At 70.8% G+C, this 24,434-nt stretch carries 16 protein-coding genes and 1 pseudogene; 13 read left to right on the top strand and 4 right to left on the bottom strand.

Annotation, left to right across the window (positions count from 1 at the left end):
* Positions 1-120: pseudogene (locus tag LDL48_RS45310) on the top strand (IS30 family transposase); the annotation flags it as partial.
* A 328-nt stretch (positions 121-448) separates the two neighbouring features.
* Here the strand turns inward: LDL48_RS45310 and LDL48_RS42095 are convergent.
* A complete protein-coding gene (locus LDL48_RS42095) occupies positions 449-868 on the bottom strand; it encodes a YchJ family protein (protein WP_225260809.1) in 420 nt (139 codons plus the stop codon).
* Between the two features lie 115 nt (positions 869-983).
* On the bottom strand, positions 984-1,457 hold the full coding sequence (locus LDL48_RS42090; RefSeq protein ID WP_272493148.1) for a methyl-accepting chemotaxis protein: 474 nt from the start codon (positions 1,455-1,457) through the stop codon (positions 984-986).
* Positions 1,458-1,593: 136 nt separating this feature from the next.
* Between LDL48_RS42090 and LDL48_RS42085 the strand changes: the two genes are divergently transcribed.
* From LDL48_RS42085 to LDL48_RS42050, 8 genes are all read left to right on the top strand, one after another.
* Positions 1,594-2,598, top strand: a complete 1,005-nt coding sequence (locus LDL48_RS42085) for a LacI family DNA-binding transcriptional regulator (protein ID WP_225260808.1) — start codon at positions 1,594-1,596, stop codon at positions 2,596-2,598.
* Positions 2,599-2,775: 177 nt separating this feature from the next.
* On the top strand, positions 2,776-4,134 hold the full coding sequence (locus LDL48_RS42080; RefSeq protein WP_225260807.1) for an ABC transporter substrate-binding protein: 1,359 nt from the start codon (positions 2,776-2,778) through the stop codon (positions 4,132-4,134).
* A 61-nt stretch (positions 4,135-4,195) separates the two neighbouring features.
* Positions 4,196-5,110 (top strand): carbohydrate ABC transporter permease, encoded by a 915-nt coding sequence (locus LDL48_RS42075; RefSeq protein WP_225260806.1) that lies wholly within the window; start codon positions 4,196-4,198, stop codon positions 5,108-5,110.
* A 12-nt stretch (positions 5,111-5,122) separates the two neighbouring features.
* Positions 5,123-6,085, top strand: a complete 963-nt coding sequence (locus LDL48_RS42070; RefSeq protein WP_225260805.1) for a carbohydrate ABC transporter permease — start codon at positions 5,123-5,125, stop codon at positions 6,083-6,085.
* A gap of 62 nt (positions 6,086-6,147) precedes the next feature.
* On the top strand, positions 6,148-7,725 hold the full coding sequence (locus LDL48_RS42065; RefSeq protein ID WP_372472326.1) for a glycoside hydrolase family 13 protein: 1,578 nt from the start codon (positions 6,148-6,150) through the stop codon (positions 7,723-7,725).
* A gap of 37 nt (positions 7,726-7,762) precedes the next feature.
* Entirely contained in the window at positions 7,763-10,048 is a 2,286-nt protein-coding gene (locus tag LDL48_RS42060; protein ID WP_225260803.1) for a galactose-binding domain-containing protein, read from the top strand.
* Positions 10,049-10,089: 41 nt separating this feature from the next.
* Positions 10,090-13,389, top strand: coding sequence for a discoidin domain-containing protein (locus LDL48_RS42055; protein WP_225260802.1), 3,300 nt, complete (start codon positions 10,090-10,092; stop codon positions 13,387-13,389).
* Positions 13,390-13,833: 444 nt separating this feature from the next.
* On the top strand, positions 13,834-14,958 hold the full coding sequence (locus LDL48_RS42050; RefSeq protein WP_225260801.1) for an epoxide hydrolase family protein: 1,125 nt from the start codon (positions 13,834-13,836) through the stop codon (positions 14,956-14,958).
* Positions 14,959-14,979: 21 nt separating this feature from the next.
* On the opposite strand, the gene LDL48_RS42045 is transcribed toward LDL48_RS42050, so the two are convergent.
* On the bottom strand, positions 14,980-16,083 hold the full coding sequence (locus LDL48_RS42045) for a glycoside hydrolase family 26 protein (protein WP_225260800.1): 1,104 nt from the start codon (positions 16,081-16,083) through the stop codon (positions 14,980-14,982).
* A gap of 220 nt (positions 16,084-16,303) precedes the next feature.
* Between LDL48_RS42045 and LDL48_RS42040 the strand changes: the two genes are divergently transcribed.
* The 4 genes from LDL48_RS42040 to LDL48_RS42025 all read left to right on the top strand — a co-directional run bounded on the left by LDL48_RS42040 (position 16,304) and on the right by LDL48_RS42025 (position 23,174).
* Positions 16,304-18,892 carry a glutamate--cysteine ligase gene (locus tag LDL48_RS42040; RefSeq protein ID WP_225260799.1) on the top strand — a complete coding sequence of 863 codons (2,589 nt, stop codon included), beginning with the start codon at positions 16,304-16,306 and terminating at the stop codon, positions 18,890-18,892.
* A 93-nt stretch (positions 18,893-18,985) separates the two neighbouring features.
* Positions 18,986-20,758 (top strand): N-acetylglutaminylglutamine amidotransferase, encoded by a 1,773-nt coding sequence (locus tag LDL48_RS42035; protein ID WP_225260798.1) that lies wholly within the window; start codon positions 18,986-18,988, stop codon positions 20,756-20,758.
* Positions 20,759-20,776: 18 nt separating this feature from the next.
* Positions 20,777-22,567 carry a S9 family peptidase gene (locus tag LDL48_RS42030; protein WP_225260797.1) on the top strand — a complete coding sequence of 597 codons (1,791 nt, stop codon included), beginning with the start codon at positions 20,777-20,779 and terminating at the stop codon, positions 22,565-22,567.
* A 106-nt stretch (positions 22,568-22,673) separates the two neighbouring features.
* Positions 22,674-23,174 carry a TIGR00725 family protein gene (locus LDL48_RS42025; protein WP_225260796.1) on the top strand — a complete coding sequence of 167 codons (501 nt, stop codon included), beginning with the start codon at positions 22,674-22,676 and terminating at the stop codon, positions 23,172-23,174.
* Between the two features lie 25 nt (positions 23,175-23,199).
* Here LDL48_RS42025 and LDL48_RS42020 read toward each other — a convergent pair whose 3' ends face one another.
* The gene (locus LDL48_RS42020) at positions 23,200-23,700 is read right to left on the bottom strand and encodes a putative endonuclease domain-containing protein (protein ID WP_225260795.1); all 501 of its coding nucleotides are present in this window, start codon (positions 23,698-23,700) and stop codon (positions 23,200-23,202) included.
* Positions 23,701-24,434 lie beyond the last annotated feature (734 nt).

Here is a 24,434-nt window from a genome sequence, read left to right as displayed (position 1 = left end):
GACCAGGCCGGGCTCGACCACGTCGCCGACGAACTCAACGGAAGACCCCGCATGACCTTGGGCTGGGCCAACCCAGCTGCAAAAATGGCTGAGCTAGTCGGTGTTGCAACCACCAGTTGAGTTCGCCCTGGGGGCCATGTCGCTCCAAGAATCGCCTCGCCCTCCAAGATCTGCCCTCAGGCTCCAAGATCTGCCCTCAGGCTCCAAGATCTGCCCTCAGGCTCCAAGATCCACGGCTCAGGCTCCAAGATCTACGGCCAACAACCGCCTACCGGCCGCAGCGCGCCGGTGATCCCCCCTGTCCAGGGCTCGCCACAGTCCCCGGTGCCGCGCAGGCCGCGGTGGGCCGCCACCCACTCGTCGACCTTGGAGTAGTGGTGCCCGAGTTGCCGGGTGAGACGCGGCTTTCGTCCCCACCACAACTCCAAGATCGGCGGACGGGCGGGAGTTAGCGGGGTGGGAGGACGGGGCCCCAGTAGACCCAGGTGCCGTTGTGGCGAAGGAAGCGGCTTTGTTCGTGCATTTCGCCTGGGCGGCCGTGGTCGCGGTAGTGGGCGCGGAACTCGACCGTTCCCTCGGCGTCGAACAGGCCGCCGCCGGACGAGCGCAGCACGTCCAGCCCGACCCAGCGCAGATTCGGGTCCGGCTCGACGTCGGCGGGGCGGGTGTCCGGGTGCCACGAATTCAGCACGTAGGCGGCGTCGTCCCGGACGAAGGCGCTGTAGCGCGAGCGCATCAGCGCCTCGGCCGTCGCCGGCGCACGGCCGGCGTGGGCCGGGCCGCAACATTCGGAGTACGCCGTCCCGAGTCCGCACGGGCAACGGTCGGTGTCCACGGCGGCGGGGCGGCGGGTGCTGCGTCGGGCCATGGTGCCATTCTGGCCGACTACGCTCCCCGGCGTACGCCGGATTGCGCCGCCCGGGGAATGTCGGGGTGCCGCCGGGCCGCCAGGCTTCCGGCATGGGACTCTCCCCGGGGTCGGGTCAGGCCCGCTGCTGCACGGTCACGACCTCGGAGATCACCCGCTGGCACCGGTCCAGTTCCTCGATCAGGGTGCGCATCTCGTCGATGGCGGCGACCGCGTTCTGGGTGTCGGCGCGGATGCCGCCGACCTGACCGCCGATCTCGTTGGTGGCGACCGCGGTCTCGTTCGCCAGGTCCTTGACCTCGCTGGCCACCACGGCGAACCCGCGCCCGGCCTCGCCGGCCCGGGCGGCCTCGATGGTGGCGTTCAGGGCCAGCAGGTTGGTCTGACTGGCGATGCTGGCGATCAGTTGCACCACCTTGCCGATCTCGGTGCTGCTGGTCTCCAGCCGCTGGATCACTTCGACCGCGGTCTGCGCGGCGGTGACCGCCTGCCGCGTCGCCGTGGCCATGTCCGTGCTGACCTCGGCCAGCCGCCGGGCGGCTTCCTGCTGGTCGGCCTGGTCGGCGCCGTACTCCACGTAATCGGTCATCCCGCACCCCTTTCCCCGGCATCAACATCGCACCCGGTGGTGGTGCCGCGTGCCGTTTCACGGTCAGCCGCAGGAAACTGCAAGCGAGCGCAAGCAGCGGTTCAAGTTTTGCAGGATGCTGACGTAGGATTACGCCGTGACTAAGCGTCTGGCCGAGGTGGCCAAGAAAGCCGGTGTCAGTGAGGCGACCGTCAGCCGGGTGCTGAACGGGCGGAGCGGCGTCTCCGAGTCCACCCGGGCGTCCGTCCTGACCGCGCTCGACGTGCTGGGCTACGAGCGGCCCACCAAGCTGCGCGGTGAGCGCGGCCGGCTGGTCGGCCTGGTGCTGCCGGAGCTGCAGAACCCGATCTTCCCGGCCCTGGCCGAGGTGGTGACGGCGTCGCTGGCCCAGCGCGGTTTCACGCCGGCGTTGTGCGCGCGCACCATCGGCGGCGTGCCGGAGCGCGACTACATCGAGATGCTGCTGGACCACCAGGTGTCCGGAGTGGTCTTCGCCGGCGGGTCGTACGCGCTGGCCGAGGCGGAGCACGGGCACTACCGCCAGCTGCTGGACCGCCGGATGCCGGTGGTCATGGTGAACGCCGGCGTGGACGGGCTGGGCTTCCCGCACATCTCCACCGACGACGCGGTCGCGGTGGAGCAGGCGTACGGGCATCTGCGCTCGCTCGGGCACGAGCGGATCGGCATGGTGCTGGGGCCGGAGGACCACGTGCCGTCCCGGCGCAAGCTGTCCGCGGTGGCCCGGTTCGCGGGCTGGACGGCGGACGACGAGTGGCTGGTGGAGCGCACCAGCTTCTCGATGGAGAGCGCGCGGCTGGCCGCGACCCGGCTGATCGAGCGCGGGGTGACCGGCCTGATCTGCGCCAGCGACGTGCTGGCCCTCGGGTCGATCCGGGCCGCGCGGCGGCTGGGCCGGGACGTCCCGCGGGACGTCTCGGTGGTGGGCTACGACGACTCGGCGCTGATGACCTGCACCGACCCGCCGTTGACCACGGTGCGGCAGCCCATCGAGATGATGGGCCAGGCGGCGGTGGACCTGCTGGTGAACCAGATCGAGGGCAGCGGCGTGCGCCCCGACGAGCTGCTGTTCGAGCCGGAACTCGTGGTGCGCGGCTCGACCGCTCCGGTCCGGGCGGGCTGACCAGCACATTCATCGTTCTCGAAGGGGCGGGCCGGGCGGTCCGCCCCTTCCTGTGTGCCGGGCACCACATCCGTCGACTTTTTTCTCTAACAAGTTCACTTCTTGCGCGCTCTAGTTTGTCTTTGTATCGTCATCGCCACGAAACATAACCTCGAGCCGCTCGAGAAGGGCGTCCCCATGTTTAGAAGAAGGCTGCGCAGCGCCCTCGGAGTGCTGCTGGTCGCGGGCCTCGGGCTCTCCTCGGCCGCCTGCGGAGACGACGGCGACGACACCCCGGCCGCGGGCGGCCCGGTCACGCTGATCGTGAACGGGTTGCCGCCGGCCACCGAGAAGGCGAACCACGACCGCTTCCTGGCGAACGTCGCGGCGTTCGAGAAGGCGAACCCGACCATCAACATCGAGGCTCGCGAGGGCAAGATGGACCCGCAGACCTTCCCGGCCAAGCTCGCCGGCGGTCAGCTGGAGGACGTCTTCTACGTCTACTTCACCGACCCGGCCAGCCTGATCGCCAAGCGGCAGGTCAGCGACATCAGCAAGTACCTCAAGGATTTCCCGGTGACCGCGGAGATCAAGCCCGAGGTGCTGCGGGTGTTCCAGGACGACAAGGGCGGGACGTACGGGCTGCCGTACAAGAACTATTCGATGGGCCTGCTCTACAACCGCGAGCTGTTCACCAGGGCCGGGCTGGACCCGGACGCGCCGCCGGCCACCTGGGCCGAGGTCCGCACCGCGGCCAAGAAGATCGCCGATCTGGGCGACGGCCACGTCGGCTACGGCGAGTACAGCAAGAGCAACACCGGGGGCTGGCACTTCACCGCCGAGCTGTACTCGGTCGGCGGCGAGGTCGCCACGAACGCCGGCGGCACCTGGAAGGCGGCGTTCAACAACGACCAGGGCCGCAAGGTGCTGCAGCAGCTCAAGGACATGCGCTGGACGGACGACTCGATGGGTCAGCGCCAGCTGCTCGAGTGGGCCGACCTGCTGCGGATGATGGGTTCCGGCAAGCTCGGCATGTACGTGGCGACCGCCGACAACATCCCGACGATCGTCAACCAGTACAAGGGCGACTACAAGACGTACGGGCTGGGCCCGATCCCGGACGGCCAGGGCACGCTGGGCGGCGGCGAGGGCTACCTGTTCAAGGCCGGTCTCAGCCGGGAGAAGATCGTGGCCGGGCTCAAGTGGCTGACGTTCTGGTTCACCTCACCCGACAAGATCGCCGAAGAGAACCAGTGGGCCGACAGCACCAAGCAGCCGGTGGGCCTGCCGGAACCGGCCATCTACACCGGAGCGTCGGCCCAGAAGCAGGCCGCGGCCGACAAGCAGTACGCCAACGTGCCGCAGCAGAACTACGCACCGTTCGTGGCGGGCATGGGCAAGATCCCGGTCAAGCTCGAGCCGCCGAACGCGCAGCAGATCTACGCCGTGCTCGACGTGGCGATGCAGAAGGTGCTCACCGACCGCAACGCCGACGTGAACAAGCTCCTCACCGACGCCGAGACCCAGGTCAACTCGATCCTCGCGAACGTCAAGTAGCAGGCGGCCCGGTCGCCGGCCCACCGGCCGGCGACCGGCCCGGACCGAGAGGAACACCCCGATGGCGGTCATCCCGGCGGTAGCGGTGCGCGAGGCGCGCACGGCCCGCCTGCGGCGGAGGATCGGCGACAACCTGCTGGCGTACGCGTTCATGGCCGGCGGCCTGTTCTGCTTCGCGCTGTTCTCCTGGTACCCGCTCGCCAAGGGCGTGATCCTGAGCTTCCAGCAGGACAACTTCGTGGTGCCGCCGTACTGGGTCGGACTGGACAACTACCGGGCCGTCTTCGACGATCCGCTGTTCTGGACGGCCTGGAAGAACACCGTGCTGTTCACCGGCCTGGCGCTGGTGTTCGGCTTCGCGCTGCCGTTCGTGATCGCCGTGCTGCTCAACGAGTTCCGGCACCTGACCGGTTTCTTCCGGGTGCTGGTCTACCTGCCGGTGATGCTGCCGCCGGTGGTCAGCGTGCTGCTCTGGCGTTCGTTCTACGACCCCGGCAACGGCCTGTTCAACACGGTCCTCAGCAGCGTGGGCCTGCCCACCTCGCAGTGGACCCAGTCGTCGAGCACCGCGATGATCTCGCTGGTCCTGGTCTCCACCTGGGCCAACATGGGCGGCGCCACGCTGATGTACCTGGCCGCGCTGCAGGGCATCCCGGGCGACCTGTACGAGGCGGCGGAACTGGACGGCGCCGGCATCTGGCAACGGTTGCGGCACGTCACCGTCCCGCAGATGCGCTTCATCATGCTGGTGCTGCTCCTGCTGCAGATCATCGCGACCATGCAGGTGTTCGTCGAACCGTTCCTGCTGACCGGCACGTCCAGTCCGGACACCGTCACCGTGATGGTGCTGATCTACCGGTACGCGTTCACCGTCAACAACGACTTCGGCCTGGCCGCGGCGATGAGCGTGCTGCTCTTCGTGGTGCTGGGCGCGTTCTCCGCGCTGTACCTGCGCCTGACCCGGTCCGCGGACTGACGGAGGCAAGCAATGACGCTGACCGCACCACCACCCCCGGCGCGTACCGAGGCGGCCGCCGCGCCGCCCGGCCGCCGCCCGCGCCGCCGCGGCACCCCCGGCGGCGTCCGTACCCTCGTCTCCGCGGTGGATCTGAACCGGCACCGGACCGCCTACGTCGTGGCGGTCGCCGGCACCATGCTGGTGTTCACCGCCGCGTTCCTCTATCCGCTGTACTGGATGGCCACCAGCGCGCTGAAGACGCCGGTCGAGTTCGCCCAGAACGTGCCGACGATCGTCCCGGAGTCGTTCCACCCGGAGAACTACACGACCGCGTGGACGTCGATGCGGATCGGCAGGTTCTTCCTCAACACCGTCTACTACGCGCTCGGCGGCTGGCTCATCCAGCTGATCCTGGACGTGGCGGTCGCGTACGCGCTGTCCAAGCTGAAGCCGGTGTTCGGCCGGGTGGTCCTGGCCGCGATGCTGGCCAGCCTCATGTTGCCGGCGGCGGCGCTGCTGGTCCCGGCGTACCTGACGGTGGCCGACGTGCCGATCTTCGGCTGGAACCTGATCGACACCCCGTGGGCGCTGTGGCTGCCGGCCGCGGCGAACGCGTTCAACGTGTACGTCCTCAAGCGCTTCTTCGACCAGATCCCGAACGACCTGCTCGACGCGGCCGCGATCGACGGGGCCGGGCGGCTGCGGATCCTCCGGTCGGTGGTGCTCCCGCTGTCCCGGCCGGTGCTCGGCGTGGTGTCGATCTTCGCGATCATCGGGATCTGGAAGGACTTCCTCTGGCCGCTGCTGGTGCTGCAGGACCCGGAGGTGCAGACGCTGAGCGTCGCGCTGAGCCGGCTCGCCAACACCAGTCAGGTGCCGCCGACCGACTTCATGGCGGGGCTGGTGATCGCCAGCGTACCGATGATCGTGATTTTCCTGATCTTCCAGCGCAGCATCATCGGCGGCCTGTCCGCCGGAGCCATGAAGGGCTGACCGCCCTTTGCCCGTCCCCGCCCGTCCCGGGCTCCGTCCGCATGCCCAGAAAGCAGGAGATCGTGGCTGAATCCCAACCGTGGTGGCGCGACGCGGTGATCTACCAGGTGTACCCGCGGAGCTTCGCGGACGGCGACGGCGACGGCATCGGCGACATCGCCGGCATCCGGCGGCGCCTCGGCCACCTGTCCGACCTGGGCGTGGACGCCATCTGGATGAGCCCCTGGTACCCGTCGCCGATGGCCGACGCGGGCTACGACGTCGCCGACTTCCGGGACATCGATCCGGTCTTCGGCACGCTGGCCGAGGCGGAGGCGCTGATCACCGAGGCGCACGCGGCCGGCCTCCGGATGATCGTCGACATCGTCCCGAACCACGTCTCCAGTGCGCACCCGTGGTTCCGGAAGGCACTGGCCGACCCGCGGGCGCCGGAGCGGGATCTGTTCTGGTTCCGGCCCGGCGAGACGATGCCCACCGCGTGGGTCGGCGAGTTCGGCGGCACCACCTGGACCCGGACCGCCGACGGTGCCTGGTATCTGCACCTGTTCACCCCGGAACAGCCCGACCTGAACTGGGGCCACCCGGGGGTGCGCGCCGAGTTCGAGGACATCCTGCGGTTCTGGCTGGACCGCGGCGTCGACGGCGTCCGGATCGACTCCGCCGCGCTGCTCTGCAAGGACCCCACCCTGCCGCCCGTGACCGAGGGACGGCCGCATCCGTTCCACGACCTCGACGAGGTGCACGAGGTGTACCGGGCGTGGCGGCGGATCAGCGACACCTATCCCGGCGACCGCGCGCTGATCGGCGAGGTGTGGCTGCCCGACGCCGAACGGTTCGCCCACTACCTGCGCCCGGACGAGCTGCACGCGGCGTTCAACTTCGACTTCCTCGGCTGCGCCTGGGAGGCCGGGAAGATGCGCGCCTGCATCGACCGCACCCTGGACGCCCACGCCGCGGTCGGCGCGCCGCCCACCTGGGTGCTGTCCAACCACGACGTCACCCGGCACGTCACCCGGTACGGCCGGGCGGACACCACGTTCAGCTTCGACAACAACCTCGACGGCACCCCGGTCGACCTGGAACAGGGCACCCGGCGGGCCCGGGCGGCCGCGCTGCTGTCGCTGTCGCTGCCCGGCGCCGCCTACGTCTACCAGGGCGAGGAACTGGGCCTCTGGGAGAACGAGAACATCGCGGCGGACCAGATCCAGGACCCGATGTACGCCCGCCGCGGGCACACCCGGGACGGCTGCCGGGTGCCGCTGCCGTGGAGCGGCGACGCCCCGCCGTTCGAGTTCTCCACCGCCGAACCGTGGCTACCGCAGCCGGCCGAGTGGAAGGACCGCACGGTGCAGGCGCAGACCGGCGACCCCAGCTCGATGCTGGAGCTGTACCGGGCGGCGATCCGGATGCGGCGCGCCGAACCCGGCCTGCACGCCGGCGCGATGACGTGGGCCGACGCGGCGCCCGGCGTCCTGGCGTACACCCGTGGGCCGGACTTCGCCTGCGTGGTCAACATGTCCGGCGCCGCCGTGGCGCTGCCGGACCACGATTCCTGCCTGCTCGCCAGTGGTCCGCTCGACGGCGTCCGCCTCCCCCCGGACACCGCCGTGTGGCTGCGCCTACCGGCACGCGGACAGTAGCTCCCCCGGGGGGAAGGCCACCTGAGAAGGGATCCCCATGGCCGTCCACAGAAAACCGCTGGCCGTCCTCGCCGGCGGTGCGCTCATCGCCACCACCCTCTGGATCGCGGCGGCGCCCGCCGACGCCGCCGGTCTGTCACCCTTCGACATCGTCGGGCGCGGCGCCACCGTGCCGTTCGTCGAGCACGAGGCCGAAGAAGCCCCGCACACCGGTACGAAGATCGGGCCGACCCGGTTCTACGGCCAGTTGCCCGCCGAGGCGTCCGGCCGGGAGGCGGTCACGCTCGACGCGGCCGGCGAGTACGTCGAGTTCACGCTGACCAGGCCGGCCAACGCGGTGACGTTCCGGTACAGCATCCCGGACTCCCCGGACGGCACCGGCCGGGACGCGAGCCTCGACGTCCGGGTCGGCAGCGAGGTCCGGGCCGTCCCGGTCACCTCCAAGTACGGCTGGTACTACGGCGGATACCCGTTCAACAACAACCCGCGCGACACCAACCCGCACCACTTCTACGACGAGGCCCGGACCATGTTCGGCGCCACGTACCCGGCCGGCACGAAGGTCCGGATCCAGGTCTCCTCCACCGCACAGTCCCCCACGTTCACCATCGACCTGGCCGACTTCGAACTGGTCGCCAACCCGATCGCCAAGCCCGCCGGTTTCCTGGACGCGGTGGAGGACTTCGGCGTCGACGCCACCGGGGCGACCGACTCCACCGCACGCCTGCAGGCCGCGGTCGACGCCGGCCGCACCCAGGGCCGCGGCGTCTACCTGCCGCCGGGCCGGTACACGCTGTGGAGCCACGTGATCGTGGACCGGGTCACGGTGCAGGGCGCCGGGCCCTGGTACACGGTCCTCGGCGGCCGTCACCCTACCCAGCGCAACCAGGCGGTGGGCCTCTACGGCAAGTACGTCAACGAGGGCGGGCCGTCCCAGAACGTCGTGGTCCGCGACCTCGCGATCATCGGCGACATCCGCGAACGGGTCGACGACGACCAGGTCAACGCGTTCGGCGGGGCCATGTCCAACTCCACCATCGACAACGTCTGGATGCAGCACACCAAGGTCGGCGCCTGGATGGACGGGCCGATGGACCGGTTCACCATCCGCAACAGCCGGATCCTGGACCAGACCGCGGACGGCGTGAACTTCCACACCGGTGTCACCAACTCCACGGTCACCAACACGTTCGTCCGCAACACCGGCGACGACGCGCTGGCCATGTGGGCCCAGGACGTGCCCAACGTGAACAACTCGTTCACCCACAACACGATCGGCGTCACGCTGCTCGCCAACCATCTGGTCAGCTACGGCGGGCGGGACATCACGATCAGCGACAACGTGGTGGCCGACTCGCTGACCAACGGCGGCGGCATCCACGTGGCGAACCGGTATCCCGGGGTGAACGGCGCCACCGGCGTCTCCGGCACCTGGACGATCGCCCGCAACACCCTGATCCGGGCCGGCAACTCCGACTACAACTGGAACTTCGGCGTCGGGGCGATCTGGTTCTCCGCGCTGAACGGGCCGTGGGACAACCCGACGATCAACATCACCGACACCGACATCCTGGACAGCTCGTACGCTGCGCTGCACTGGATCGAGGGACAGACCACCGGCATCAACCTCCGCAACGTCACCATCCAGGGCGCCGGCACGTACGCGCTGCAGGTGCAGGCGCCCAGCCGGGTCACCTTCGACAACGTCCGGGCCAGCGGCATCGCCCAGTCCAACCCGATCCACAACTGCGTCGGCTCCGGCTTCCAGATCACCCGTACCGGAAACAACACCGGCTGGTACACCGACACGCCGGACTGCGGGCCGTGGCCAGCGCCGCAGTGGAACCATGACGGCGGTACGCCACCGACTACGCCGCCGCCCACCACCACCCCGCCCGTACCGACTCCGAACCTGGCGGCCGGCCGGCCGGTCACCGCGACCAGCCAGACCGACGTGTACCGGCCGGCCAACGCGGTCGACGGCGACGCGAACAGCTACTGGGAGAGCGCCAACCGCGCGTTCCCCCAGTCGCTCACCGTCGATCTGGGTGAGAGCCGGTCCGTCTCGCGGGTGGTGCTGAAGCTGCCGCCGGCCGCCGCGTGGCAGACCCGCACCCAGACGCTGTCCGTGCTGGGCAGCACGGACGGCAGCACGTTCGGCACGGTCAAGCCGAGCGCCGGCTACACGTTCGATCCGGCCTCCGGGAACACCGCCACCGTCACGTTCGGCGCCACGTCGCAGCGTCACCTGCGGCTGCAGTTCACCGGCAACACCGGCTGGCCGGCCGGCCAGGTCGCCGAGTTCGAGGTCCACGCCTCCTGATCCGGCCGCACACACCTCCACGGAAGAAGGTGCGCTCCACCATGTCCAGATTCAGACGGCTGCTCGCGACGATCGCCGTCGCCGCCGCCGCCCTGCACGCCCCCGCCACCGCCGCATCGGCCCTGGCCGCCGACCCGAACCTCGCCGCCGGTCGCCCGTTCACCGCCAGCAGCCACACCGACACCTACCGGCCCGGCAACGCCGGCGACGGCAACCCCGGCACCTACTGGGAGAGCACCAACAACGCGTTCCCGCAGTGGCTGCAGGTCGACCTCGGCGCCGCGGTCGACGTCGACCGGGTCGTGCTGAAGCTGCCCCCGGCGGCGGACTGGCAGACCCGGACCCAGACGGTGACCGTGCAGGGCAGCACCACCGGATCCGCGTTCACCACGCTGAAGGCCGCCGCCGGATACACCTTCAACCCGTCCTCCGGCAACACCGTCACCGTCGACCTCCCCGCCGCCACCACCCGCCATCTGCGATTGACCGTCACCGGCAACACCGGCTGGCCGGCCGCGCAGCTGTCCGAAGTGGAGGTGTACGGCCCGGACGGCGGCGACCCCGATCCGCCGGTCGGCTCCGGCGAGAACCTCGCGGCCGGCAAGCCGATCGAGGCGTCGTCGACGGTCTTCACGTTCGTCGCGGCCAACGCCAACGACAACAACACCGCCACCTACTGGGAGGGCGGCGGGCACCCGGCCGACCTGACCGTGCGGCTCGGCGCCAACGCCACGCTGCAGTCGGTGGTGGTGAAGCTGAACCCGGACAGCGCCTGGGGTCCGCGTACCCAGACGTTCTCGGTCCTCGGCCGGGACCAGAGCGGGTCCGCGTTCGCCACGCTGGCCGGCCCGTCCACGTACGCGTTCAGTCCCGCGTCCGGCAACACGGTGACCGTCCCGGTCGCCGCCACCGCCGCGGACATCCGGCTGCACTTCACCGCGAACACCGGCGCGCCCGCCGGGCAGGTCGCGGAGTTCCAGGTGATCGGCACCCCGGCGGCGAACCCGGACCTCACCGTCACGTCCCTGTCGGCCACGCCGGCCGCACCGGTCGAGACCGACGCGATCACCCTGTCGGCCACCGTCCGCAACGCCGGCACCGCCGGCAGCCCCGCCTCCGCCGTCGCCTTCTACCTGGGTACGACGAAGGCCGGCACCGCGAACGTGGGTGCGCTCGCGGCCGGCGCGACCGCCACGGTCAGCACGACCATCGGCACCCGCAACGCGGGTACGTACCCGTTGCGCGCCGTGGTCGACGAGGCGGGCACCGTGATCGAACAGAACGACGCCAACAACGAGTACACCAACGCGCCCGACCTGGTGGTGGCGCCGGTCGCCAGCAGCGACCTGATCGCGTCCGCGGTCACCTGGTCGCCGAGCAACCCGGCCGCCGGCAACACCGTCACGTTCTCGGCGACCCTGAAGAACCAGGGCACGCAGGCCACCGCGGGCGGCTCGCACGGCGTCACGCTCACCCTGCTCAGCGACACCGGCGCCACGGTACGCACGCTGACCGCCGCGTACACCGGCGCACTGGCCCCGGGCGCGTCCTCGCCGGCGCTCAACCTGGGCACCTGGACCGCGGCGAACGGCCGGTACACGGTCCGGGTGGCGATCGCGGCGGACGGCAATGAACTGCCGGTGAAGCAGGCCAACAACACCAGCGAGCGGTCGTTCTTCGTGGGCCGGGGCGCCAACATGCCGTACGACTCCTACGAGGCCGAGGACGGTCAGACCGGCGGCGGCGCCCAGGTGGTCGGCCCCAACCGCAAGGTCGGCGACCTGGCCGGGGAGGCGTCCGGCCGCCGGGCCGTCACGCTGAACTCGACCGGCGCGTACGTCCAGTGGACCACCAAGGCCAGCACCAACACGCTGGTCGCCCGGTTCTCCATACCGGACGGCACGAACAGTTCGATCAACGTGTACGTCAACGGCACACTGAACCGGACGCTGCCGCTGACCTCCCGGTTCGCCTGGCTGTACGGCAGCGAGTCGAGCCCGCAGAACTCCGGCACCGGGCCCCGGCACATCTACGACGAGGCGAACATCATGCTGGCCGGCACGGTCGCCGCCGGCAGCACCATCCGGCTGCAGAAGGACGCCGCGAACACCGGGCCGATCGCGGTCGACTTCGTCAACACCGAGCAGGTGGCACCGATCGCCAACCCGAACCCGGCGACGTACGTGGTGCCGGCCGGCTTCGACCAGCAGTCGGTGCAGGCCGCGCTGGACGCGGCCCGGATGGACGCGAGCAAGGTGGGCGTCTATCTGCCGCCCGGCGACTACCAGACGTCGAACAAGTTCCAGGTGTACGGCAAGGCGCTGCAGGTGGTCGGCGCCGGGCCCTGGTACACCCGGTTCTCCACGCCGCAGAACCAGTCCGAGACGGACGCCGGGTTCCGGGCCGACGCGACGGCGAACGGGTCGGCGTTCCGGAACTTCGCGTTCTTCGGCAACTACACCATCCGCCAGGACGGACCGGGCAAGGTGTTCGACCTGGCCAACGTCGCCAACATGACGATCGACAACATCTGGGCCGAGCACACGGTCTGCCTGTACTGGGGCGCGAACACCGACCGCATGGTGATCAAGAACTCGCGCATCCGCAACACGTTCGCCGACGGCGTCAACATGACCAACGGCAGCACCGACAACCTGGTCAGCAACAACGACGCCCGGGCCACCGGTGACGACAGCTTCGCGCTGTTCTCGGCGATCGACGCGGGCGGCGCCGACGAGATCAACAACGTGTACGAGAACCTGACCAGCACGCTGACCTGGCGGGCCGCCGGCATCGCGGTGTACGGCGGTTACGCCAACACCTTCCGCAACATCTACATCGCGGACACGCTGGTCTACTCCGGCATCACGATCAGCTCGCTGGACTTCGGGTACCCGATGAACGGCTTCGGCGCCGACCCGCCCACGGTCTTCGACAACATCTCGATCGTCCGCGCCGGCGGCCACTTCTGGGGCGCGCAGACGTTCCCGGCGATCTGGGTGTTCTCGGCGTCCAAGGTGTTCCAGGGCATCCGGGTGAGCAACGTCGACATCGTCGACCCGACCTACTCCGGCATCATGTTCCAGACCAAGTACGACGACCAGGGCCGCCCGGAGAACCCGGTCAAGGACACAATCTTCACCAACGTGTCGATCACCGGGGCGCAGAAGAGCGGCGACGAGTTCGACGCCAAGTCCGGCTTCGGCATCTGGGTGAACCCGTTGCCGGAGCGGGGCCAGGGGCCGGCGGTCGGTTCGGCGACGTTCCGCAACCTGCGCCTGTCCAACAACTGGCGCGACATCGAGAACACCACGTCCACGTTCACCATCAACCGCGAGTGACGCCGCGCGCCGGTGTGCCACTGGAGCGCTCCAGTGGCACACCGGCGTCGTTACCCGGGTCGGATAACGACGGTGGCGTTCCACCGCACCGCAACTCCCCACGCCCAGTTCCGGCGGCACCGCGCGTGTGGATTCCGGGCACCCACCGCACCGCAACTCCCCACGCCCAGATCCGGCGGCACCGCGCGTGTGGATTCGGGGCACCCACCGCACCACAACTCCCCACGCCTAGTTCCGGCGGCGCCGCGCGTGTGGATTCCGGGCACCCACCGCACCACAACTCCCCACGCCGCACCCAGGCGACGGCGGCGTGTTGAGTTGTGGCACGCAGCGCGCCTCTGCGCCACGACACGATCAGCCGCGCACGGGCGACGGGGCCAACCGCCGTGAAAGCGGGCAAAATTGCGGACGGAAGCTGACCGCAAGCGTTCCTAGGGTGGCCGGATGACCACCATCGACGAGTTCCGCATCGACATCCCCCAGGAGCGGCTGGACGACCTGCGTCGCCGCCTCGACGCCACGAACTGGCCGCCCCCGCTGCCCGGCGACGGCTGGGACACCGGCGTACCGGTCGGCTGGCTGCGCGGCCTGGTCGACCACTGGCGCACAGGGTACGACTGGCGGGCGGCGGAGCGCCGGCTCAACCACTTCCCGCAGTTCACCACGGAGATCGACGGGCAGAGGATCCACTTCCTGCACGTACGCTCGACACGCCCCGACGCGCTGCCGCTGATCCTCACCCACGGCTGGCCCGGCTCGGTCGCCGAGTTCCTCGACGTGCTGGAACCGCTGTCCGCGGACTTCCACCTGGTCGTACCGTCGCTGCCCGGGTTCGGCTTCTCCGGACCGGTCGCCGACGCCGGCTGGGACGCCGACCGGGTGGCGCGCACCTGGGCGGAGCTGATGCGCCGGCTCGGCTACCACCGGTACGGCGCCCAGGGCGGCGACATCGGCGCCGGGGTGGCACCGCAACTCGGCCGGGTGGCGCCGGACCGGGTGGTCGGCGTACACGTGAACGGTGACCCGGGCCCGATGGCGCAGCCGCCGCTGACGGACGCCGAACTCGCCGCACTGACCGATGCGGAACGCGACCGGGTACGCCGGATCGAGGCGTTCCTGCGCGAGGAGTTCGGCTACATCTCGATCCAGTCCACCCGGCCGCAGACCCTGGCGTACGGGCTGGTGGACTCGCCGGTCGGCCAGCTCGCCTGGATCATGGACAAGTTCCGGGAGTGGACGTACCCGCGCGCCACCGACCCGGACCGCATCCTGGACCGCGACGTGCTGCTGACGAACGCGACGATCTACTGGCTCACCGGCACCGCCGGCACGGCCGCGTACGTCGGCTACCACCAGGGCGCCGGCTTCGGACCGGCACCCGCCCGGACGCCGGTACCGACCGCGGTGCTGGTCCTGGCGCACGACGTGGCCATCCGCCGGTACGCCGAGCAGGCACACACGATTGTGCGGTGGACCGAGGTGGCGGGGCGCGGCGGGCACTTCGCGGCGCTGGAGGAGCCGGAGCTGTTCGTCGCGGACGTGCGCGCGTTCTTCGCCTCGTTGCGGTGACCGGCCGGCGCCGGATTCCGGTCAGCCGGAGAAGCGGGCGCTGCGCGCCATCTCCCGGTAGGCCGCCAACGACGCCGCCGTGCTGTCGAACCGGAAGTTGTGCTCGCTGTCGTGCTGCACATCGGTGTCGAACCAGACCACCGCACCGATCGCCGGGGTCTTCCGCACGTACCCGGACAGTTTGCCGATCCAGTCGGCCTTGCTGCGCCCGCCGTGCTCGATCGCCGCGGTCTCGGCGATGATGATCGGCTTGCGTTTGCCGTACTCCCCGACCACGTGCCGGAACAGCGTGGCCGGTGACTCCTGGTAGAAGTTGTAGCCGGACACGCCCACCCAGTCGACGTACTCGTCGCCGGGGTAGTAGCGCTCCATCCGGTTCCACCCGGCGTCCGGGCCGGAGTTCCAGTTCGGGCTCCACACGAACGCCACGTTGTCGGCGCCCTCGTCGGTGAAGATCCGGTGGATCCGGCGGTACGCCTTGACGTACGCCGACGGGTTCCGGCCGTTGTTGGCGCCGCCCCACTCTAACCAGTCGCCGTTCATCTCCCAGGCCCAGCGCAGCAGCGTCGGCCTGCCGTAGCCGGCGAGCCGGCGCGCCGCGGACGCGATCCGCGCGTCCTGCGAGCCGTTGGTGATGCCGGCGTACTTCACGCCGTGCCAGGAGATCATCAGCCGCCCCTTGCCGACCTCCGGGACCGCGGTCGGCATCCGTTCCGCCCAGGCCTGGAACAGGTGCAGGATGCGCTGGTCGCGGCCCAGCTGACCGCGGCGCAAGGCCAGGCTCTGGCGCAGCGTCCGGCCACCCAGATCGAGGTACGAACCGAGCATCACCTGCCCGGTGGCCGGTACCGGGCCGCCGCGGCCGCCGGTCGGGGTGCGCCGCGGCTTCGGGGCGCCGCTGGTGGCGGACGGGGTGGCCGAGGCGGACGCGGACGGAGAAGCCGCCACGGAGGGCCCGGCGGACGGGGATGCTGGGACGGGCAGGCCGGTGCCGACCGGTCCGGCCGCCGGCAGGGCCGCGGGCGGCGCGGGCGCCGGGGCCGGACGGGAACACGCGGCGGGCACCGTGGCCAGCGCGGCCAGGGTCAGCATCGCGCGGCGGGCAAGCCGGGGTTCGTCGGTCATGGGACGGGAGGCTACAACGCCATGAGCTGCAAGAATAGCTTTGGGTTCACATATCGATCACGGTCTGTACGGAAATCAGTGCGATCATGGACGAAGGGTGTGACATCCAGGCCCCGAGGTTCGGCGACCAGTCGAAATGGGCACGTCACATGCCTGGCACATGGAATGGCGAGGCTCCGCCGTAGGGCTTCACGCGACGGACGACGACATAGGCGGTCTCATGACGGAGTCACTGAAGGCAACGGCGGACGAGGGGAAGGAGACCACCGGCAACGCCACCGACCTCACTCTCGGCGTCGAGGAGGAGCTGCACGTCGTCGACCTGAAGACCCGGGAGCTGGTGCCGCGCGCACCGGACGTGCTCGACCAGCTCGACGACGACCACTTCTCCGCGGAGCTGCACCGTTCCGTGGTGGAGACGAACACCCCGGTCTCGGCCACGCTGGACGGGCTGCGCGACGGCATCGTGGCGCTCCGCCGCCGGGCCATCGCGGTCGCCGAGTCGCTCGGGCTGGGACTGGTCGCGGCCGGCACCGTACCCCTGGTGGATCTTGACACGCTGCCGGTGACGCCCACCTCGCGCTACCGGCGGATGCTGGACGAATATCAGCTTCTGGCGCGTGAGCAGCTGATCTGCGGCGCGCAGGTGCACGTCGGCATCGCCGACCGCGACGAGGCCGTGTCGGTCGCCCAGCGGGTGGCGCCGGCCTTGCCGGTGCTGCTCGCGCTCTCCACCAGCTCGCCGTTCTGGATGGGGGAGGACTCCGGGTACGCCAGCGTCCGTTCCCTGGTCTGGATGCGCTGGCCCACCGCCGGCGACAGCGGCGTGGTGACCTCCGCCGCCGACCACGACGCGCTGGTGGCCGACCTGATCGCGTCCGGCACCATCACCGACCCCAAGATGGTCTACTTCGACGTCCGCCCGTCCGCGCACCTGCCCACGGTCGAGCTGCGCGTCACCGACGCCTGCCCGGACGTCGACACCGTGGTGCTGCTCGCCGGGCTGTTCCGGGGTCTGGTGCTGCGGGCCCGCGACGAGCACCGGGCCGGCGCCCCGATCGAGCGCACCCGCCCGCCGTTGCACCGGGCGGCGATGTGGCGGGCGGCCCGCTCCGGACTCGAGGGCGAACTGCTCGACCTGCCGCACTCCCCGGCGCCGGTGCCCGCCGCGGTGGCCGTGGAGCGCCTGGTCGGCGACCTGCGACCGTACCTGGAGGAGCTGGGCGACTGGGAGCAGGTGTTCGACCTGTCCGTGCAGGCGCTGAGCCGGGGCAGCTCGGCGTCCCGGCAGCGTCGCGCCCTGACCCGCCGCGGACGGATCTCCGACGTGGTCGACCTGCTGGTGGCGGACACCCGCGGCGGCGCCACCGGGATCGGGCCGGAGGGCCGGACCGTACCGGCCGGGCTCACCCCGTACGCGGCCCCCGGTGACGAGGCGTTCCCGGGCGGCGACGTGGAACCGGCGTACTCCGGGATCGTCCAGGTCCTGTCCGCCCTGGGTTCGGCCGGGCTGCGGCGCCGCGAGGACGCCCGGGACGAGGAGCAGCGGGCCCGCGGCATCACGTTCAGCGTGGCGGGCGAGGCGGCCACCCGGCTGTTCCCGTTCGATCTGGTGCCCCGGATCGTGCCGGCCGACGACTGGCAGCAGCTGTGCACCGGCCTGGTGCAGCGGGTCCGCGCGCTCGACGCGTTCGTCGGCGACGTGTACGGCGACCGGCTGGTGGTGAAGGACGGGGTGATCCCGGACTGGGTCATCGACGGCTCTCCCGAGCTGCGGCCCAGCGGCGCCCTGGTGTCCCGGCCGGGAGTGCGGGCCCAGGTGGCCGGCGTCGACCTGGTGCGCGACGGCGCCGGCCGGTGGTGCGTGCTGGAGGACAACCTGCGGGTACCCAGCGGCATCGGGTACGCCATGCAGAACCGGCGGCTCACCGAGGCGGTGCTGCCCGAGCTGCCGTTCCCGGAGAACCTGCTGAGCGTGGAGAACACGCCGGCGCTGCTGAAGCGGGCGCTGCTGGACGCGGCCAGCCCCGCGGCCGGTGACGACCCGGCCGTGGTGGTGCTCAGTCAGGGACCGGACGACTCGGCGTGGTTCGAGCACCGGATGCTGGCCGAGGAGATGGACGTCCCGCTGGTCCGCAGCACCGAGCTGCTCGTGGACGACGGCGTGGTGCACCGCATCCAGCACGGCAAGAAGCACCGGGTGGACGTCATCTACCTGCGGATGGGTGAGGACAGCCTGGTGCACTCCCCCGGCGCGGACGGCATGCCGCTGGGGCCCAGCCTGGTGGCCGCGCTGCACGCCGACACCGTGGTGCTGGCGAACGCGCTGGGCAACGGGATCGGTGACGACAAGGCCGTGTACGCCTACGTGCCCAAGCTGATCGAGTACTACCTCGGCGAGAAACCGCTGCTCGCCGACGTGCCGACGTACCTCTGCGGGATCCCCGACCAGCGGGCCGAGGTGCTCGACCGGCTGGACCAGCTGGTCTGCAAACCGGTCGACGGGTACGGCGGCGACCGGATCGTGATCGGACCGCACGCGACCGCGGACGACCTGGACGCGGTCCGGCGGCAGATCCGGACCGCGCCGCACCGCTGGGTCGCCCAGGAGGTGGTGGACCTGTCCACCCACCCGGTGTTCGACGGCCACCAGCTCGCGCCGCGCCACGTCGACCTGCGGGCGTTCATCTTCACCGGCCGCGAGTCGGTGGTCGCGCCGGCCGCCCTGACCCGGGTGGCGCCGGCCGGCAGCATGATCGTCAATTCGTCGCGCGGCGGCGGTTCCAAGGACACGTGGCTTCTCGGCTAAGAGCGTTACCACCCGGATACAGATCCGCAACACGGGACGCACACCCTGGACCCCCTTGGGTGTGCTCCCGACCGCCCCCAAGGAGGTTCGGACATGTGTGGAATCGGCGGCGAACTGAGGTTCGACGGCCAGGCGGCGGACGGCGACGCGGTCCGCCGGATGCTGCCGTGCCTCGAGTCGCGCGGCCCGGACGGCGAGGGCCTCTGGGAGCGCGGGCCGGTCGCCCTCGGCCACCGGCGCCTGAAGATCATCGACCTGTCCGAGGCGGGCGGCCAGCCGATGACCGACGACGAACTCGGCCTCACCCTGGTCTTCAACGGCTGCATCTACAACTACCGGCAGCTGCGCTCCACCCTCGAACAGAGCGGCTACCGGTTCTTCTCCACCTCCGACACCGAGGTGATCCTCAAGGCGTACCACCGCTGGGGCGCCGACTGCGTCCAGCACTTCCTCGGCATGTTCGCGTTCGCCATCGTCGAGCACGGCTCCGGCACCGTGATGCTGGCCCGGGACCGGCTCGGCATCAAGCCGATGTACCTGGCGTCGTCCCCCGGCCGCCTGCGGTTCGCCTCGACGCTGCCGGCCCTGCTCGCCGCCGGTGACGTGGACACCTCGCTCGACCGGGTCGCGCTGCAGCACTACATGACGTTCCACTCGGTGGTGCCGGCCCCGCGGACCATCCTCTCCGGCATCCGCAAGCTGCCACCCGCCACCGTGCGGGTGATCCGCCCGGACGGCACGTCCCGGGACACGGTCTACTGGGAGGCCGACCACACCCGGACCCGGGACATGTCCCGCGACGAGTGGGCGCACGCCGTCGGGCAGGCCCTGCGGACCGCGGTGGAACGCCGGATGGTCGCCGACGTGCCGGTCGGCGTGCTGCTCTCCGGCGGCCTGGACTCCAGCCTCATCGTGGCGTTGCTGGCCGAGCAGGGGCAGCGCGGGCTCACCACGTTCAGCATCGGCTTCGAGGCGGCGGCCGGCGAGGAGGGCGACGAGTTCGCGTACTCCGACATCATCGCCAAGCAGTTCGACACCGCGCACCACCAGATCCGGATCGGCAGGGAACGCTTCCTGCCCGCGGTGGCCCGCACCGTGTCGGCCATGAGCGAACCCATGGTCAGCCACGACTGCGTGGCGTTCAACCTGCTCAGCGAGGACGTGTCGCAGCACGTCAAGGTGGTGCAGTCGGGCCAGGGCGCGGACGAGATCCTGGCCGGCTACAGCTGGTACCCGCCGCTCGCCGACGTGCCGCGCGACCGGGCCGTGGACGCGTACGCCCGCGAATTCTTCGACCGTCCGCACGCCGACCTGGCCCGCCAGCTCAACCCGGAATGGCTGCTCGACGCGGACGTGAGCCGCGAGTTCGTGGCCGCGAGCTTCGCCCGGCCCGGCGCCACCACCAGCGTGGACGCGGCGTTGCGCCTGGACTCCCAGGTCATGCTGGTCGACGATCCGGTGAAACGGGTCGACAACATGACCATGGCCTGGGGACTGGAGGCGCGGGTGCCGTTCCTCGATCACGAGCTGGTGGAGCTGGCGGCGGCCTGCCCGCCCGAGCTGAAGCTCGCCCAGGGCGGCAAGGGTGTGCTCAAGGACGCCGCCCGCGGGGTGGTGCCGGACGAGGTGATCGATCGCACCAAGGGCTACTTCCCGGTCCCGGCCATCCGGCACCTGGAAGGAGAGATGCTGGATCGGGTACGCGACGCGCTGAAGGCACCCGCCGCCCAGGCCCGTGGACTGTTCCGCCCGGAGTACATTGACGCGCTTCTCGCCGACCCGAATACTCCACGGACCACCCTGGGCGCGAATCAGCTGTGGCAGCTCGCCCTGCTCGAGATGTGGCTGCAGGACAAGGGGATCTAGACGCGAAGGAGGACCCGTATGACCGGCCAGTTCAACCGTGTCGACGCCACCGTACTGCCGATGGGCTGGACGAATCCGGATACGGGTGACCTCGCCTCGGAGGTGTCCGGGAGCTGGTCGCCGGCACTGTCGCCGGACGGCCGGCACGCCGCGTACGTCTCCGACCGCAGCGGCACGCCGAAGGTGTGGGTGCGTCCGGTCGGCAGCGACCTGACGTTCCTCGTCGACACCGGCGTTCACCCGGTCATGGAGGTGCAGTGGTCCACCGGGGGCGGCTGGCTCGCCTGCCTGCTCGCCCCCGGCGGCGCACCCCGGCACGAGGTGTGGCTGGTCCGCCCGGACGGCTCCGGGCTGCACCAGGTGGCCGGCTTCGGCGCCGACACCGCCGACAACGTGCGCTGGCTGCCCGGCCGGCCGTTGCTCGCGGTCACCGAGAACCTGACCGACGCCGTTCTCGTCGACGCGGTCACCGGCGAACGCTCGGTGATCACCACCGGCGACCTGATCTCGCTGCTCGACGTCAGCCCCGACGGCCGCCGCGCGCTGCTCCGGCACGGCCCGCGCGGCAGCCGGCACGTCGCCGTCCGCGATCTGCAGACCGGGATCGACGAGTACGTCACCAGCGGCGAGGTCGCGGTCTTCGGCCCCGACGGCAGCACCGTGTACGCGCTCAGCGACGCCGGCGAGTTCCCGGTCCTGATCCGGGTCGCCGGGTCCGCGGTCGACGTGCTGGCCACCTCCGACAGCAACGAGGTGGAGGATTTCGCGCTGACCCCGACCGGCGGCACCGCGGCGGTGCTGTGGAACGTCCGCGGCGGCATGTCCGAACTGGTGGTCCTCGACCTGATCACCGGTGGCCACCTGCCCGTGCCGCTGCCCGCCACGGTGATCAGCGGACTCGCCTGGAGCGCCGACGGCAGCACCCTGACGTTCACCGCCGAAGGTCCCGGCCGGCCGCACGGCACCTGGACCTTCGACACGTCCGGCCTGCACCCGGTGTCGGTCGAGGAGGCCGCCCCGGACGCGGTCCACCCGGTCCTGCACCGCTTCGCCGCCCACGACGGCCTGGAGATCAGCGGCTGGTGGTTCGAGCCCGCCGGCCCCGGCCCGCACCCCACGGTGCTGTGGTTCCACGGCGGCCCGGAAGCGCAGGAACGCCCCGGGCACGGCCCGCTGTTCCAGTCCCTGGTCGACCGGGGCATCGCGGTGTTCGCCGCGAACATCCGCGGCTCCTCCGGCTTCGGCCGCACCTTCGTCAACGCCGACAACGGACCGCTGCGCTACGCCGCCGTCGCCGACGTCGAGTCCTGCGTGAAGTACCTGGTCTCCGCCGGCCTGGCCGACACCACCCGGGTCGGCTGCATGGGCCGGTCGTACGGCGGCTACCTCACCCTGGCCGCGCTCACCACGTACCCCGACCTGTTCGCGGTCGGCATCGACGTCTGCGGCATGTCCAACTTCGCCACGTTCTACCAGCACACCGAGCCGTGGATCGCCTCCGCCGCGGTCTCCAAGTACGGCGACCCGGCCACCGACGCCGACCTGCTGCACGACCTGTCCCCGCTGACCCACATCGACCGGCTGCGCACACCGCTGCTGGTGGTGCACGGCGAGAACGACAGCAACGTGCCGGTGATCGAGGCGGAACAGGTGGTGAAGGCGCTGCGGGACCGGGGCGTCGAACACCGGTACCTGCTGTTCGCCGACGAGGGACACGAACTGCTGCACCGCTCGTCCCGCGCCGAGTACCTGCGGGAGACGGTCGACTGGCTGATCACCCATCTGCGCCCGCACACGACGCTCGGCTGAGACCGTGCCGGCGCAGCCGCCCGGTCCCGCACCGGCGCAGCCGACCGGTCCCGCTCCGACGCAGCCGACCGAGGCAGAGCCGGCGCAGCCGACCGAGGCAGAGCCGATGCGGCCGACCGAGGCGGTTCTGGTTGGTGGGCGGGCGGTGCAGGTTGCGGTGTGCGGGCCGTCGTCGTGTGCGGACGGGGTGGCGGCCGACGCGCGGCGGGTCGGCGAACTGCTCGCCCGGCGCGGCGCCGTGGTGATCTGCGGTGGTGGCGGCGGCGTGATGGCCGCGGCGGCTGCCGGCGCCCGCGCCGCGGGAGGCACGGTGATCGGTGTGCTGCCGGGCCGGTCGGCCGAAGGCGCGGCGCCGGGCCTGTCCGCCGCCGTGATCACCGGCATGGGCGAGGCACGTAACGCGATCATCGTGCAGAGCGCCGACGCGGTGATCACGGTAGGCGGCTCCTGGGGCACGCTCAGCGAGGTGGCGCTGGCCATGCGCGGCGGCGTACCCGTGGTGTCCCTCGCCGGCTGGCGCGTCACCGACACGGACGGCGCTCCGGTTCCCGGCATCCTCGACGCGACCACGCCGGAGGAAGCGGTGGACGCCGCCCTGTCGCGCTGACCGGAGGATCGGATGGCGCACGAGCTCACCCCTCCCATCCAGCGGCTCGGAACGCCGCGGAGAGCTGGGCGGCGACTCGTTCCGGGCGGGCACGAATCAGCCACGCCGGAAAGCGGAGGATGCGGTCACCGCGGATCCACACCTCGTTCTGCCGGAGCATGTCCGCAGCCCAGTGCTCAGGATCCATGTGGTGAGCGCCGTCGATCTCGGCAAGCAGCCGCCACGGTTTCCAGTAGACGTCCAGGTAGCGGATCCGGCCGTCGGCATCGCGGCGCCGCTCCTGCAGGTTCGGTGCGGGCAGCCGGTGCCGCCGGCAGAGTCCCACAAAGTCGATCTCGGAGAGTGCCTCCGCTCCGCCCTCGATGTCGGCGAGCGTCGACCGGATCAGTGCCCGGCGCCGAACCGTCGGCGTCACCGTCAGCGCCTCGAGTACCTGGGCGGCCGTCACACGCCGCTGTTGACAGGCTGCGGCGATCACCGTCCGGGCCTGGTCGGCGCCTCGCGCCCACGCCGCCGCGTCGATCACCGCCCGGGGCATCGTGGTCCGTGGCGGACTCCCGGCCTGCCGATGGTCGTCGGGCAGCACACGGCTGCGGTGCACTCGAACGGGCGGCATGTCGGACGGCAGTACCGGGAGCCGGTCGGTACGGCTGCGCCGCGCAGGGATGAGCACGTGCAGGGTGGTGTCTCGCACACCGGATACGCCACCTTCCACCATGGCCGTCGAGCCGGCGAGTAGTGCACCTGGCCCGGCCGTCAGCACGGCCACCCACAGTTGCTGGTCGCGCTCCATCCGGCCGTTGTGGGTCAGGAGTACGCCGCGGCACAGTTGACGCCAGCGCCCCAGCCGGACATGACCCCGGACGACGCCCCGGCCGAGATGGTCAACCGCCTGCGCACTCGTCAGCACGCCACACTGCATGAAGTGCAACCGCTCGTATTCACCGACCGCCGGCTTCGGAATCCGCATTGCGCCAGCTTGCCCATTCGGGCCCAGGCGCGGAGGCGGGCTGTGGACAACGACCGGCTGTGTATTTCTCCCGTGTCGAGCTACGGCGAGAACCGCGCCTGAACTCCACACAACAGCTCCGCCGCCTGACGCACGTCGTCAATGAAGGCTCGGCACAGCGGGATGGGCTTCCCCCGGAGGTGTGGACACCCTGAGACTGGATCTTGAGTCCAGAGGAAGGGGTGTCCCCGTTGGGACGTCCGTCGAAGTACACGCAGGAGTTTCGGCGGGATGCGGTCGAGTTGGTGCGC

This window comes from Jidongwangia harbinensis (assembly GCF_020216025.1).
GTDB lineage: Bacteria > Actinomycetota > Actinomycetes > Mycobacteriales > Micromonosporaceae > Actinoplanes > Actinoplanes harbinensis.
This window is presented reverse-complemented; position numbering and strand designations above follow the sequence as displayed.